Consider the following 14,832-nt stretch of genomic DNA (forward strand, 5'->3'; position numbering starts at 1 on the left):
TACTACCTTCTAGTTGAGCACTGACGCATGAATAAACGCCTACTCATCGTTTTCTTGCTGGGTTTTTCTTCGGGGCTTCCTTTAGCACTTACGAGTAGTACCCTACAAGCCTGGTTCGCAGATGCTGGTATGTCAGTATTAGCGACGGGCATGCTAAGTTTAGTAGGTATGCCTTATGTATACCGTATTGCATGGGGTCCAATACTCGACCGTTATTCCCTTTTGCCATTAGGGAAACGTCGCAGCTGGATTTTAGTTATGCAGTTTGCATTACTGCTCGGCTTTAATGCCATGGCATGGCTCTCACCTACTCAATCTCCAGAGTTGATGGCCATACTCGCCTTCGCCTGTGCCTGTTTTTCAGCGACTCAAGATGTAGCAATCGACGCACATCGCGTTGAATATTTGCCAACTAAAGAACACGGTTTAGGAGCATCGTTAGCCACATTTGGATATCGCTTAGCTTTATTGATTGCCGGTGGATTTGCACTCGTATTAGCTAAACATCTCGGTTGGTCCTATACCTATCGTTTGATGGGGCTTTTAATGCTAATAGGCGTTATAGCTACTTTATGGTCTAGTGAACCTTCAAGGCCTTCAGATAATCAGCCCGCAAGTTTTGTTGAGTTTTTTATTGCCCCAATGAAAGAGCTTTTTGCTCGACGCGGAATTATCCCCTTATTATTTTTTATTTTATTCTACAAACTGGGCGAAGCATTCACTGCAACGACCAGTGGAATTGTGATGCCTTTTTTAATCCAAGGTGTGGGTTTTTCCATCGATACTATTGGTTATGTTAATAAAATGATGGGCATTAGTTCGATATTATTGGGTGGTTTAGTGGCTGGAATTTTATTAATTCGTTGGTCATTATACCGCGCTTTATTCGTTTTTGGTCTCTTGCAGGCTTTCACCAATGTCTTGTTTATTGTTTTAGCGATTGTGGGGAAAAATCTCTTTCTCTTTGCCACGGCAGTGATTTGCGATAATTTCGCTGCAGGTATGGGGTCTACCGCCTTAGTTGCTTTTTTTATGAGACTTACTAAACAACCTTACACAGCGACCCAATTTTCTCTGTTAGTAGCCATTGCTGCATTACCACGAATTTTCTCCGGCCCCTGTGCAGCAGTGTTACAAATGTGGCTAGGTTGGATTGGTTTATATCAACTGGCTTTTCTACTGGCGCTGGGTTTCATTCCTTTTCTTATCCTGATTCGTGATCATACTAAAGTGGCAGAGGATTCACAGATTGATGAAAGAAAAGGTTTAAAAGAGGTTAAGATTTTGCAAGAAAATTGATGTCTATTTCTTGAGATTGAATTAGTGTAGAGATTGTTCAACGAGAAGCAAAGGGAGCTTATATGCAGAAAGGATATCAACTAGAGTTTTTTATGGAGCAAAATGAAAGGCAGGGAAGGAAGCCGCTCCATGAATGGCTTATTGAGGCTGCTCGAGAAAGAGGTATTGCCGGAGCCACTGCTTTTATAGGATCAATGGGATTCGGTGAACATCGCAAAGTTCATAGCGCTCATTTTTTCGAGCTTTTAGATCAACCTGTCGAAGTTACAATGATTGCTACAGAAGAGGCAGCTAAAGAATTATTGAATTATCTTATTCAAGAAAAAGTGAAACTATTCTATGTCAAAATACCAGTAGAATATGGCAGGGTAGGAGAATGAACAAATTGATATTTTGCTTTGAATAAAGAGGTTAGCTAGGAACTAGACTAGCTAGGTTTCTTGTTTATGATTATCCCTATCACAAAGTTTTACTACACTTCGAGATAGGGATAGGTAATAGCACCCTCAGCAAGTAAAGGAAGCATAGTAGAGATCCTCTGGAATAGTTGAAGGCTCAATTTCTTTTGTTAACCCTAAATATTCAGCTGCTGTTATATAACTATACTTTGATTTTATCAGTCTCATCACTATTTTCATTGCTGCATCCTGACAGGATAAGTCTTGAACGGAAGTAGAATTTAAACCGAAAATAGACTGTTCTGTTGCTGAGTTGCAATTCGCGGCACGAATATAGCGATTACCACTAGGATGCAAAAAGCTGAATAAAGTATACGGCTCTTGTGAGCCCAGTAAATAATTCACATTTGATTTATAGGTTTCTACATCCAATCCTAATTTGTCATGGAAAGGAATGATATGAACAAAAAGTGGGTATTCTTGAACAGCAACTGAGCGTTTGTACCACTGCTCTAATTCTTCGTGGATGGTTGAAAAGCGAGGAGTGAATAACCTGGTTTTCCCTGATTGATTTTTAAATCGTGTATCAGGTACTCGTTGGTGTTCTCCCAGAACAGTTGTTGTATTAGGACGTTTGCTTATAAAACAAACCGTTTTACCCTGTTCATCGGTTACCGATGAGAAAGTATGACCTGGGTAGATTGAGTCCTCGTAATTACTATTTAAGCGAGTGGTTGGTGTTGTCCAGATAAATAAGCTATTTTTATTTTTCTGGATTATTGAGGTTTGCAAAATTTCTAAAACGGATTCTAATTTGGTGTCAGAGCTCGAGTTTACTTTTACCAGTTGCCCGTGAGTATTTTCAGGAGGCTGTTCAGAAACTTGCTCCGTTAATTTAAATGATCTTGCACTGATTGATATTCCTCTTGATTGCAATTGGTACATGCCTGAATGAGGTAATCGCGCATTTCGACAGAATAATTGGCGCATGTTGTTCTCCAAATCTTGAATAAAAATGATGTTTTGATTCGCTAGAGACCCCTTGAAGGGGCGCGCATCAAACTATCTCTTCAAGGGTGGAGAAAGGCAGATGATAATCACAAGTACGAAAAGGGTAACTAGATTGAAATTAGAAAAAGAAACGCCATAAGCAACTAAATTTCTGGGTGTAGAAATGAGGTTAGTTTGCATAATGGTAGAAAAATGGCGATTCATTATTTTTTAAGACTCTGACATATTTTGTACAAGCTAGCACATTAATTTGCCTTAATGCAATAAAAAATCACCTTTTGCAAAAAAATAGTTGCGCATTATGCAATCCTAAAAAACAATGCTATAAATTTTGGTAAAAAAAAACAAAGGAGCATTTAGGTTGAAAAATCTTCGTTTTTCTACGCTAATTTTTTTTATGATTAATCTGTCAGCTAGTTATTCTGCTAATTACTCTACAGTTACGTGGAAAGGAACTTATTATGACGCAATACCTAATCAGGCTGGGGTGAGTAAAGAATATTGTAAACGGCATGTTCCTGGAGCATTTATTCATGTGGTTAATCAAGTTTTAACCCAACCCATCATTACTGACAAAGGTATCATCTTAGATCAGGCAGAATTTGCTATTAAAAAAGTAAACGGGGTATATCTCATCAATGGCAGTTTTCGTTCAAGAGGCAAAATGAACAACCAACAATGGGAAGAGCATATTCAATATTATCTTTATAAGCTGACTGAGTATGGCATGACACAAGGAGTATGGAGCAGCAAGGACTGCAAGGGTTTATATGTGGGGAAGGTCGTAAGTAAATAATAACCCTTAGATTTGGTACCGAGGGTGGGACTCGAACCCACACGGTGTCACCACCACCGGATTTTGAATCCGGCGCGTCTACCAATTCCGCCACCCCGGCACACAGGCGGCCATTATAGCAAAGATAGGTTGCGAAACAATGGGAAAGTTAAATTTATTTGCTATGCTTGTGTAATACTTTCATTTAGTTAAAAATAGTACCATTCTGTAAGATATAATTGCCTAAGACTCGAAATTTGATGAGGTGGTAATGAATAAAATGTTATGGATAAGTATTCTACTAGGTGTGGTTAGTTTTGCTTGCCAAGCCGAAGTGAAAACTTGTCCTGATCCTCAAACCTCCTCTTTGAAAGTGGGGAAAGTTCCTGAGCCTTGGAAAATCAATCCTTACTCACCTAATCGGCCACAAGCCGACGCAAACACTCAATTTGCTCGAGCTAATATTCTAATTGCAGGTATGGGGCAGGGTGTGGTTTGTACTTATAAAAACTCTATAGGTCTTTATTCGATTTGGTGGCAGGTTAGAGTAAAGGTTCCTGCACGTGAGGATTATAATTGGATTGATACACTGGGTGGTTTCGTATGTAATGGTTCTATTATGAACTGCCAATTTAGTGTGGCAGAGTGAGTAACTCAGTTAAAGAAAAAATTGATTTCCAAAAACTCGCAAAATTTGAATTAATCGGCTAGGCTGAAATATAGTGCAACGCAACAATACGGAGATAATTATGAATCAGGATTATTTAAAGAGTTGGGCAGTCATGTCAAATGAAATGCAAAAACCATTTCAGGAGATGCTAGAACTTCAGATGACCACATTAAAGAATTTAAGATATCTAAGACCCGAAGATCTTTCAAATCTACGTAATCCTGCAGAGATATTGAGTAGACATTTTTCTCTTGCAATGGAAAATAGCCAAAATATTTTTTCTTTTATGCAAAAATCTTTTCACATATTTGAAGAAGCCTTGTTATCCGTATCTCAAGAAATGAGAGAAAAGACTGAGCAATCAATGAAAGCTGCAAAAACTGGGCTAACAGCCAAGGAAAAAATGCCTGAGGTCAAAAGCGCTATTCGAAAACCCGCAGCTAATAAAAAGTCGTCCTCTAAACTTACTAAGTCTGCTAGCACAAAACCTCAAGCTAAAGCTAAAAGTGAAATGAAATCGGTTAAAAGTAAAACTTTAGCTGCTAAGGCAAAGCCAGTCTCAGATAAGAGGAATGTAGCTGAGAAAAAAATGGCTAAACCCATAGCTCAAGCTGGAAAAAAACTTGAGACAAAGGCTAAGCTATCCATGCAAAAGAAAACAGCTTCTGCACCAAAAACTGCTAAGCCAGAAAAAAAATCAGCACCTACTAGTCAATCATCTATGGCAAAAACAGCAGCAAAAAGGAAAGCCGGCGCAGAACCTAAAACGAACTTATTCACAAAAAAAATAAATGCTCCAGTAGCTCAGAAAACCATGTCCGAAAAAAAGATAATGCCGGAAAATAAAATGAATATGCCGCTGCAGAATCCGAAAGCTCCTCTTATAGATCCAAAAATGAATTTCTCGGAAAAGAAGATGCCCGAACCTAAAATTAACATGCCACACCATAAAACAAATGCTTTAGATAACAAAATGGCTCAAGAGTCTATAGCTCATGGTTTTAAAGATAAAAACCCCTTTCATAAGTAGTAAGTCTTAGTTTCTAAGCCTGGTACCGTTTAAAACGGCAACCAGGCTTATTTTTTCTTACGGTTTATATCGGAGTCGTAGATGTCCCAAATGGTGGAAGAGAAGAAATCATCCTATTATAAGCCTTAGCTGTAAAGGAGATTAATGCTGGTCCTGTCTCAAGACGCGGGTATCTTCGGAAATTAGGCGAATCCATGGCTTGAGTAGGGGACCTATTTTAAATAAAACTAGAATCTGAAGAGGTGGTCAAAGCCCCGGATTCTCTGGATATAGAAAACAGCCAGTAAACAGTTGCTACGTTTATGACAAAAAAAGAAAATTCAAAAATTATTTGTAGCGAGAATCTATTACTCGATTACTTACCCCAATTTTTTTCTAAAAACAAAGCTGATGACTATTTTCATGCGCTTTTTAATGCGATTTGTTGGCAAGAAGAATCGATCTTTATCATGGGAAGACAGGTAAAAGTACCCCGATTAATGGCATGGTATGGCGATGAAGATGCCATCTATAGCTATTCAGGTGTTAAGCATGAACCTAAAAAATGGATTGAACCTTTGCTGGAAATTAATTCTTATTTACAAGAGTATTTCGGTATTCGCTTTAATTCAGTATTAGCCAATTTATATCGAAATGGACAAGACAGTATGGGTTGGCATGCAGACAAGGAGCCTGAACTTGGAAATCAACCGATTATCGCTTCAGTTAGTTTAGGTATAAATAGACAATTTTGTTTGCGTCATAAAAAGCAAAAAGCTGTTTTAAAACTTTCTCTTAATCATGGTTCCGTTTTGTTAATGTCTGGAGAGACACAGCATTATTGGAAACATGCCTTGCCGAAATCAAAGCTAATCAATCAACCGCGAATCAATTTAACTTTTCGTCAAATAGTAGATTCGCGGTAAAAGAGACTCAAATTAACCCTCAGCTGCTTCGGTAAGAAGCAAATTCGAAGTCAGTTCTTCGTGTGCTTTAGTATCAACCAGAACACACTGAGAGAAATGAAGGACAATAATACTAATCGGTAAAATTATTAAAATATCGATTGGAAACTCTAAACGATGAATACCGCCAAAAGAACCTAAATAAGAGATCAGCAATATGCTTGCCATATAAAAGGCAAACCAATATAAGCTGCGACTGCAATGAGTGATGCTGCGTTTTTGGTAAGTCATATTAATAATAAAACCTAGTAATAATGCTAAGTCCAGCTTCCATATAATATCAAAACCACACCAATACAACATCAAATTACAGAAATAGAAGGCTGCATGACAGAGTAAGAGACTTGCTGAAAGTCTAAAGGGTCTTTCTCGATTAGGCTGCAGCTTGCGCATTGCTAATAAGCAGATGGGTCCGATGCCGTAAGACAAAATACTGCAGGAGGAAAGAAAAGCGACCATCTTTTGCCAGCCCGGAAAGGGAAGGAAGGATAGCATACCAACCAACAGGTTAGCATAAAGGGTAATATAAGGAATTTTATGACGGTTTAATTTGGTAAATAATTTAGGTAAATGATTATTTAAACTCATGCCATAAAGAATGCGGGAGGTTGCAGCAGTATAGACGAGCGTTGTTCCTAAGGGGGAGAATGCTGCATCAAACATAAGTAATATGGCTACAAAACCTAGGCCCACTAATAAGGTTAGTCCAACTAAAGGACCGCTTTCGCCAGGAAAACTTAAATTTTGCCAACCTTGACTCAAATACGATTTAGGAATTGCCGCCAGAAAACTCAATTGCAACATAAAATATAAGACAAAACCAATAAGGACGGCACCTAAAATGGCTATGGGAATATTGCGTTGGGGATTTTGTACTTCACCAGCAAGCATCAAGCCATTTTGAAACCCAGTAAAGGCGAAAGCAATACCCCCTGCTGAAAGCGCGGTAAATATCTGAACCCAAGAATTCTTATCCGTTAAATTCAGCTGAATGTTGCTCATTGATGGTGCTGTATAAAGTAAAGCGACAATTGCAATACTTGGAACTAAGAATTTAATGATGCTGGCTATTTTATTACATTCAGCTAGCATTTTTATACCGTAGGAATTGAGTAATACAACGAAAAGCATAATGAACATCGCCACTATATAGCCAAGACCCGAAAGGGAGAAAGCAGCAGCATCCTGAATCACTAAACTAGGGAAAAAATGACTGGAATATTGCAAAATGGCTTGAATCTCAATGGGTGTCATGACGACATAAGATAACCATGAGGTCCAGGCGAATAAAAATCCGACATCATTACCATGCGTAAAACTGGGGTAATTAGTCATCCCTCCTGAGATAGGAAACATTGCACCTAACTCACAAAGAGGTAAGGCTATGAATAACATGAATAAGGCAGCAATAATCCAACTGATTAAAGCATTAGGACCTGCCATCTGGGCGCTAATAAATGGACTAAAGAGCCAACCTGAGCCAATCATCCCGCCGGCAGCGGCGACTAATACATTTGTCCTTGAGATATCGCGTTTTAGCATGCTCTTTCCTTGTTCACGTTAAAATATGAAGCAACGACCTAGATTTATACACTTATTTTGTCATTTCACGAAGAAATAATTACAAATTTCTTCTGTCAAATGATGATAGCTCCATTCTAGCAAAAAAATCGTCTTGTAAATAAGTTGAGGCTTCCGCCCGATAGGTATAGGCTTATGATTTTATAAACGATCCTCTGTGATATTAATCATCATTTCTAAGGCTTTTTTAGCATTGTCGATGACCCACTGTTGCTCTGTTTCAGACAAGCGCTGACGAGAGCCTGTGAATTCATTCACCAGGTCACCCGCTTTTACTTCATTGTAGGCCATTGTTTTCCCTTGTCTTAACAGCTCAACTAAACCGATTAAATGGGGTGGGTCGTTTCTTGACATCGTAGCACAACCACAACCCATCCCTTTTTCATGGTCCTTTTTCGGAGCTTCTGCAAGATTAACCACATTAATACCCAAACCTTTGCAGTACTGCCTCAGATTTTCAACCATGTGATTTTCAGTGCCAATTGCATAGCGTTTGGTGTTGGCTCTATCGTTGACTACGTAATCCCAAATAAAGGCAGTTGAGCCTGCCTGTTGTGCCACTTTAATAACCGAATTGCGACATTCTGGGTGAACGATAGTGGTATAACCTTGCGAATGCCAATATTCACACATTTCCGGTTGATAATAGGTGTGAACTGCACATTCGCTAGAAAATAATATTACTTCAGCTTGGTCAAAACGAGATAAGGTATCTTGAGATTGGTCGAGCAATGAATACTGTGCTCCCGCAGTACCGCCTGGCCAATAAGCTAGATTATTAATACCTAGCCAGTAAGCGACATTTTCTCCCATGTGTTGATCGGGAATGAAGAGAATTTTCTTATTTTGCTTTCTTGCCCATTCAAAAATCTTTTTCACGTTTGAGCTTGTACATACCGCACCACCCTGAGCACCTGTCATGGCTTTCACACGCCCCGAGGTGTTCATATAACAAACCGGCAGAATATTTTCAGCACCATACCGTTCATTAAGATCTAAAAAAGCAGGTTCTACCATAAAATCTTTGGCAAACATTTCCATGGTACAGCCAGATTTAGGGTTAGTGATGTAAACTTGCTGTTGTGGGTTAGCCAAGATGCTAATTGATTCGGCCATGAAATGAACCGCTGATTCAATGATGACGGATTTTTCGGGATGATTGGCAGCCATTAATGCTAATTGATAGGAGTCTCCAATTTTCCCGCCAAATTGTTCGACAAGTCTTACAATATCGCCTCCCATGTAATAATGAGCAAGCAAAAGTAAGTTATCACCAAAATACGCCTGTGCTTTTTTCATATAAGGCGTCATCCAAGCAAGAACTGTTGTCAATTTTCGATCGGGTAAAGCCTGGTATTCTTCAGCATAGGGAATAAAATCTTTTTGATACCAATCCAAAGGATAATCTGCTTGGCAAATACTCATGTCGTTGCGAATATGCATGAGTGTTTTTTCGGGCTGATATGTAGAAACCTGGCTATTAAACATGGGTTGCAACCTCATTTAAATGAAAGGGTTTTGCGGCGTAGTAAGACGTGCAATGCTTTCTTGAGCTTGAGCATTTTTATAGGGAAAATCTTCACGATAATGCCCACCCCGCGATTCTCTTCGTGATAATGCTGCGCGAACGATGAGTTCAGCATTCAATACAATATTGCGTAGCTCAATAAAATCGCGAGTGATGCTGTGTTTCCAATAATACTCTTCAATAATTTTTTTCCGTTTCATGATTAATTGTAGTAGATCTCTCAAACCGGCTTCAGTGCGTACAATGCCCGCGTAGGAAGTCATTTCACTTCGCAGTCCACGCCAATGAGCATTAATTTGGCTTGCTCGTCTTGTATTGACTTCGCCCGGGGAGCTCCAATTGGGAATGATTTCAAACATTTTGGAGGGGCTTGCGATATCTTTTAGTGAACAGCGAGCGGCATTGCTTGCCATAACCAAGGCTTCCAGTAGCGAGTTAGATGCCAGGCGATTTGCTCCATGTAAACCGGTAAAGGCAACTTCACCAATGGCATACAAACGTTTCAAATCAGTACGTCCATCGACATCGGTTAGTACTCCACCACATTGGTAATGTGCGGCAGGGACAACTGGAATCATGTCCTGACTCATATCAATCCCAATTGAAAGGAGGGTGGTGTAAATTTGCGGAAAATGTTTTTTTAGGAAGGATTTGGATTGATGAGTAATATCGAGATACACAAATCCTGATTGACTTTGCTCAATCTCGCTAAAAATTGAGCGCGCTACTACATCTCGCGTGGCTAATTCTAATTGCTCCGGAGCATAGCGTCTCATAAAGCGCTCGCCGGTTTCCGCATTTTTAAGCAGAGCGCCTTCACCCCGCACTGCTTCCGATATTAAAAAGTTATTTAAAGAGTGATGGTGTAAAACAGTCGGGTGAAATTGATAAAACTCCATATTTCCTATCCGAGCGCCGGCTCGATAGGCCATTGCGACGCCATCACCCGTAGCAATCATCGGATTGGTCGTATAACGATAAGTTTTTCCAGCTCCACCCGTAGCAAGAATGACGCAGCGAGCTGCAAAGGTATCTATTCGATTACGCTGACAATCTAAAATATAAGCGCCCATCACTTCGCCTTGATTATCGGTGCGGTGGGGGTGGTAATGAGTAATTAAATTAACGGCAATATGATGCTCAAAAATGTGGATTTGTGGCTGTTGTCTGACTGCTTTTAACAAAGCTTCAGTGATGGTTAAGCCAGTATGATCACTACTATTGAAAATCCGTCGATGGGAGTGTCCTCCTTCTTGCGCGAGAGAATATTCACCATCGGGTAATTTTGTAAAATGAATTGAATAGGAAAGCAGATCTTCAATTACCTGCGGTCCTTGGCGAATAATAAATTCAACAGCGGGTTCATAACATAAACCATCGCCAGCTTGCAGCGTATCGGCAATGTGCGATTCGAGTGAATCTTCGGGTAAAACTGCAGCAGCAATACCCCCTTGTGCGTAGCGACTATTGCATTCACTCATCTCTGCTTTAGAAATCAAAGCGATTTTTATATTGGGCTGTATTTTTAGGAGTTGCAAACAATAATTGAGACCGGCAAGCCCAGTCCCCAAAACGAGGACATCAAACTCTAAAGCTTTGCCTTGTTGGGATAAGTTTGTGCTCATGAAAATGCTTTCACTAGTAGTGCGGCTAGTCCAGTGTATTTTTCCGGTGTGAGATCAATCAATTGCTCTTTAACATCTTCTGGGATCTCAAGGGATTTAATGAATTTTTTCATACTATTAGCATCAATTCCTTGGCCGCGAGTTAAGGTTTTTAATTGTTCATAAGCATTAGGCACTTCATAACGACGCATTACGGTTTGAATGGCTTCTGCGAGGACTTCCCAATTGTTATTCAAATCATCTTTTAAAATGTGTTTATTGATTTGTAGCTTATCATTCCCTTTGGCGATTGATTGATAGGCAATCAAGGTATAAGCAAAGGCCACACCGATATTACGTAACACAGTGGAATCCGATAGATCGCGCTGCAAACGGGATTGTGTAAGTTTATTTGCAAAATGATCAAAAAGCGCACTTGCCAAGCCTAAGTTGCCCTCGGCGTTTTCGAAATCAATAGGATTGACTTTATGCGGCATCGTGGATGAACCGACTTCTTCAGCTATCGTTTTTTGCTTAAAATAATTGAATGAGATATAGGTCCAAATATCTCTGGTGTAATCTATTAAGATATTATTAGTGCGGATCATGATATGGGCTACTTCTGCAATACCATCATGGGGTTCGATTTGGGTGGTGTATGCACTAAAAGATAGACCAAGAGAATTAACAAAATTAGCACAATGTTTACGCCAATCCACTTGAGGATAAGCAATCATGTGCGCATTATAGTTACCCACTGCACCATTAAATTTCGCGGGAATTAATACTTCCGCCAATTGCTGTTGGGGACGTTTCAAGCGAGCAACAAAATTCACTAATTCTTTGCCCATTGTCGTGGGAGTAGCGGGTTGCCCATGCGTTCTAGATAACATAGCAACGTCACCATGTTGCTTACCCAGTAGGGTAATGCTACCAATAATTTCCGCTAGTGTAGGTTGGAGGATTTGCGCTATCGCTTCTTTTATCATCAAGGCATAAGCAACATTATTAATGTCTTCGGAGGTGCAAGCAAAATGGATAAATCCAATATATCGACTTAAGCCCTCGTGTTCTTGTAATTTATCTCGAAGATAGTACTCGACCGCTTTGACGTCATGATTTGTTTTTTTTTCGTAGTCTTTTACTTTTTCCGCTTCAGTTTCGTCGAAATTAACTAGTACGTCGGCTAAGAATGCTTTGTCGTCACTATCAAACTCACCTACTTCGGGAATTTCTTTATTTGCTCCAAGCGATTCTAGCCAACGAATTTCTACCATGAGACGGTAATAAATGAGAGCGAATTCACTAAAATAAGGGCTCAATGAACTTGTTTTTTTAAGGTAGCGCCCATCAATAGGAGAAATTGCATTTAAGGAGGTTAAAGTCATATCTAGCTGCCACAATCAAAAAGGTATAGGGGATATGATATTAGATGCAGCGACAGATGTGAATGAAACTGTCCATCAATTTGTTTGTTAGCAAGCTAAAGGGATGATTATGATCAGTATTGATGCATAATTCGTCTTGTTTTGCTATTATTTAGTCCCATTTGACAGTTTAAAAAGATTTTAAGATGGCAGTAGACGATTTAACTAGTTCCCCGCTGGGTCAGCGCAGTATTTATATTGATAATTATGATGATACGCTGTTGTTTCCCATTTCAAGGCAACCTAAACGAGATGCCATTGCTATCCGCCACCCCTTGCCTTTTAAAGGCTATGATATATGGACTGCCTTTGAATTATCTTGGCTGAATGAAAAATGCAAACCGGTGGTTGCAGTGGCTGACATCATCATTCCCTGTGATTCCCCGAATATTATCGAATCTAAATCCTTTAAGTTGTATTTGAATTCATTTAACAATACTCGCTTTTCTTCCCCGGAATTAGTTCGCGATCTAATCCAGCGTGATCTTTCTAAAGCCGCAGGCCTTCCTGTTGAAGTGATTATGTATTCGCCTCAAGAATTCACTAATTCACCGATTGGTCAATTTGATGGATTTTATTTGGATGAGCTGGATATTGTTTGTTCAGAATATAAAGTGAATGCCGAGCTACTGCAAACTAGCCAGGTCTATGTCAATAATTATTCGGCTTATAGTCATTTACTTAAATCCAACTGCCCGGTGACGGGGCAGCCTGATTGGGGCTCTGTCTCAATCAACTACTCAGGTCCACAGATTGAACCTAATACTCTTCTGCAATATCTAGTTTCGTTTCGTAACCATAATGAATTCCATGAGCAATGTGTCGAACGAATATTTATGGATATCATGGCCCGTTGTCAGCCTGAAGAATTAACCGTATATGCGCGATATACGCGGCGAGGAGGGTTGGATATTAATCCAATTCGGTCCACTAATTTAATTGCCCCTCCTAGAAATTCGCGTTTGTACCGACAGTAATAGAGTTTTTCGTAATAGCTCTCTCAGAGCTATTACGATTATCGCCATTGAACCAAGTTAGCTAGATCTATTTTATCCTTATTGTGAAAAAGGAGAGAAGTTCCCTCTAATAACTCGATTTGAGCGATTTGAGTAAATTTGGCCAGGAAACTAGGCGGAAGTTGTGGTAATTCAGATGAACTAATGACTAAGTAGCTATCGGGATTGACTGCAAATAAGTAGGCCAAATAGTAAAGATTTCGAGTAGTTAACACTCTGCCTTCTGAGTAAAATTGAGCGGAGTACTCAAGCCGTGTAGCCCAATAGAAAAGTTTTGAACTTGTTGAAAGCGGTTGTTTTTTCCACTCAGACACTATTATTTTCTGCGATTTAGCTACCTTACCCGGATTCAGCATAAAAATAGTTGTTACTACAAAAAAAGAAATTGCAACTAAAGTGGTTAGATAGCTAATTTTTATTGCCCATAGTTCAGTAATCCCAGAGCGTTTCCATAATTCGGCAAATAATAAAGCAAAAGCGGGCAAGCTAGGAAAAACATAAGTATAGATAATATTCCTTGAAAAAGTGAAAAAAAGGAAGGGAATATAAGCCCAAAGAAGAAGATAGAGTAACCACCCTTGATCATTTTGGCGTAAAAAAGAGGGTAGTTTTTTGCCATGGCGAAGTAGCCAAAAGCCTGCAACAAGTGACCAAGGAAAAAGACCAACTAAACCATAACCCCAAATTAAGCCATAAGGTTTTGCATGAGAATAGCCATATTTATTACCAGTCCAAGAGGGTACATAAAACCGACTAAAATGTTCTCCAATAATGAAGTAATTGATCAAGCCAGGGGTGCGAATTTCCGCTAAAATATACCAGGGTAATGCAATCGATAAGCTAATCAAACTGCCTTTAATCCAGGGCAAATTATGCCAAAGAGCTCGCCATTGACAGCGTATTAAGGTCCAAAAAAAGATGGGCAATCCTGTGAGAACTATGCCAATCAATCCTTTTGCTAATAAATTCAAACCTAACGCAATAAAAAAGAGATAAGACCAGAGTTTTGATTGATCAATCATGCTCCGCCAAAAAGCAATCAGCGCAAGCGTGGTGCAGAATAGAAGCGATGCATCAGTCATTATAGTACCGGCATTTAAATAAAAATATAAATTACCCGCTAAAAACACGACGCTGATAATAGCCACGACGGAACCACTTTGTTTTCTTGCTTGAGCCCAGACTAGCCATAGAATAGCAACAGATAATAGTAAGCTCGGTAATCGTAAGACTAATTCATTAAGGCCGAATAACTGCATGAAAAAAACAGAAAGCCAGGTTGATAATGGAGGTTTTGCCATAAAAGGGATTCCATTATTGTGGGTGAGGGTAATCCAATTATGTGAACTTAACATCTCTCGAGCGATTTCACTGTATCGTGCTTCAGTCGTATCAATTAATGGCACAAAATACATTGCAAAAAGTCGAACAATAAGAATAAACAATAAGACAAAAGCCACTTGATAGTAGAAGTTTTTACTAAAATTAGGTCCGTTTTTTACATCTGTCATGAATAATAAAACCTCTTTTTAATGCTTAAACCTGGCGC

At 39.4% G+C, this 14,832-nt stretch carries 13 protein-coding genes and 1 tRNA gene; 7 read left to right on the top strand and 7 right to left on the bottom strand.

Annotated elements, in window-relative coordinates:
- The first annotated feature begins 27 nt into the window (after positions 1-27).
- Both Ldro_RS12975 and Ldro_RS12980 read left to right on the top strand, forming a co-directional pair.
- Positions 28-1,299 carry an AmpG family muropeptide MFS transporter gene (locus Ldro_RS12975; protein WP_058496851.1) on the top strand — a complete coding sequence of 424 codons (1,272 nt, stop codon included), beginning with the start codon at positions 28-30 and terminating at the stop codon, positions 1,297-1,299.
- Positions 1,300-1,361: 62 nt separating this feature from the next.
- The gene (locus tag Ldro_RS12980; RefSeq protein ID WP_058496852.1) at positions 1,362-1,679 is read left to right on the top strand and encodes a DUF190 domain-containing protein; all 318 of its coding nucleotides are present in this window, start codon (positions 1,362-1,364) and stop codon (positions 1,677-1,679) included.
- Positions 1,680-1,805: 126 nt separating this feature from the next.
- Here the strand turns inward: Ldro_RS12980 and Ldro_RS12985 are convergent, their stop codons facing one another.
- Entirely contained in the window at positions 1,806-2,687 is an 882-nt protein-coding gene (locus Ldro_RS12985; RefSeq protein WP_058496853.1) for a hypothetical protein, read from the bottom strand.
- Positions 2,688-3,069: 382 nt separating this feature from the next.
- On the opposite strand from Ldro_RS12985, the gene Ldro_RS12990 reads away from it, so the two are divergent.
- A complete protein-coding gene (locus Ldro_RS12990; RefSeq protein ID WP_058496854.1) occupies positions 3,070-3,504 on the top strand; it encodes a hypothetical protein in 435 nt (144 codons plus the stop codon).
- A 13-nt stretch (positions 3,505-3,517) separates the two neighbouring features.
- Here Ldro_RS12990 and Ldro_RS12995 read toward each other — a convergent pair.
- Positions 3,518-3,604, bottom strand: a tRNA-Leu gene (locus Ldro_RS12995).
- Between the two features lie 159 nt (positions 3,605-3,763).
- On the opposite strand from Ldro_RS12995, the gene Ldro_RS13000 reads away from it, so the two are divergent.
- From Ldro_RS13000 to Ldro_RS13010, 3 genes are all read left to right on the top strand, one after another.
- Positions 3,764-4,132 (top strand): DUF3757 domain-containing protein, encoded by a 369-nt coding sequence (locus tag Ldro_RS13000; RefSeq protein ID WP_238584020.1) that lies wholly within the window; start codon positions 3,764-3,766, stop codon positions 4,130-4,132.
- A 100-nt stretch (positions 4,133-4,232) separates the two neighbouring features.
- Entirely contained in the window at positions 4,233-5,183 is a 951-nt protein-coding gene (locus Ldro_RS13005) for a hypothetical protein (protein ID WP_058496856.1), read from the top strand.
- A 302-nt stretch (positions 5,184-5,485) separates the two neighbouring features.
- Complete coding sequence (locus Ldro_RS13010) at positions 5,486-6,088, top strand: alpha-ketoglutarate-dependent dioxygenase AlkB family protein (protein WP_058496857.1); 603 nt, start codon at positions 5,486-5,488, stop codon at positions 6,086-6,088.
- Positions 6,089-6,100: 12 nt separating this feature from the next.
- On the opposite strand, the gene Ldro_RS13015 is transcribed toward Ldro_RS13010, so the two are convergent.
- From Ldro_RS13015 to purB, 4 genes are all read right to left on the bottom strand, one after another.
- On the bottom strand, positions 6,101-7,669 hold the full coding sequence (locus Ldro_RS13015) for an APC family permease (protein WP_058496858.1): 1,569 nt from the start codon (positions 7,667-7,669) through the stop codon (positions 6,101-6,103).
- Between the two features lie 180 nt (positions 7,670-7,849).
- On the bottom strand, positions 7,850-9,196 hold the full coding sequence (gene nadA, locus Ldro_RS13020; RefSeq protein WP_058496859.1) for a quinolinate synthase NadA: 1,347 nt from the start codon (positions 9,194-9,196) through the stop codon (positions 7,850-7,852).
- A gap of 15 nt (positions 9,197-9,211) precedes the next feature.
- A complete protein-coding gene (gene nadB / locus Ldro_RS13025; RefSeq protein ID WP_058496860.1) occupies positions 9,212-10,861 on the bottom strand; it encodes an L-aspartate oxidase in 1,650 nt (549 codons plus the stop codon).
- On the bottom strand, positions 10,858-12,228 hold the full coding sequence (gene purB / locus Ldro_RS13030; protein WP_058496861.1) for an adenylosuccinate lyase: 1,371 nt from the start codon (positions 12,226-12,228) through the stop codon (positions 10,858-10,860). Before purB ends, nadB begins: the two co-directional genes overlap by 4 nt.
- A 185-nt stretch (positions 12,229-12,413) precedes the next feature.
- Between purB and queF the strand changes: the two genes are divergently transcribed.
- Positions 12,414-13,244: an NADPH-dependent 7-cyano-7-deazaguanine reductase QueF gene (gene queF / locus Ldro_RS13035; RefSeq protein ID WP_058496862.1), complete on the top strand. Its 831-nt coding sequence runs from the start codon at positions 12,414-12,416 to the stop codon at positions 13,242-13,244.
- Positions 13,245-13,282: 38 nt separating this feature from the next.
- On the opposite strand, the gene Ldro_RS13040 is transcribed toward queF, so the two are convergent.
- The gene (locus Ldro_RS13040; protein ID WP_058496863.1) at positions 13,283-14,794 is read right to left on the bottom strand and encodes an ArnT family glycosyltransferase; all 1,512 of its coding nucleotides are present in this window, start codon (positions 14,792-14,794) and stop codon (positions 13,283-13,285) included.
- Between the last annotated feature and the right edge of the window lie 38 nt (positions 14,795-14,832).

Origin of the sequence: Legionella drozanskii LLAP-1, from assembly GCF_001467585.1 — a bacterium.
GTDB classification, from domain to species: domain Bacteria; phylum Pseudomonadota; class Gammaproteobacteria; order Legionellales; family Legionellaceae; genus Tatlockia; species Tatlockia drozanskii.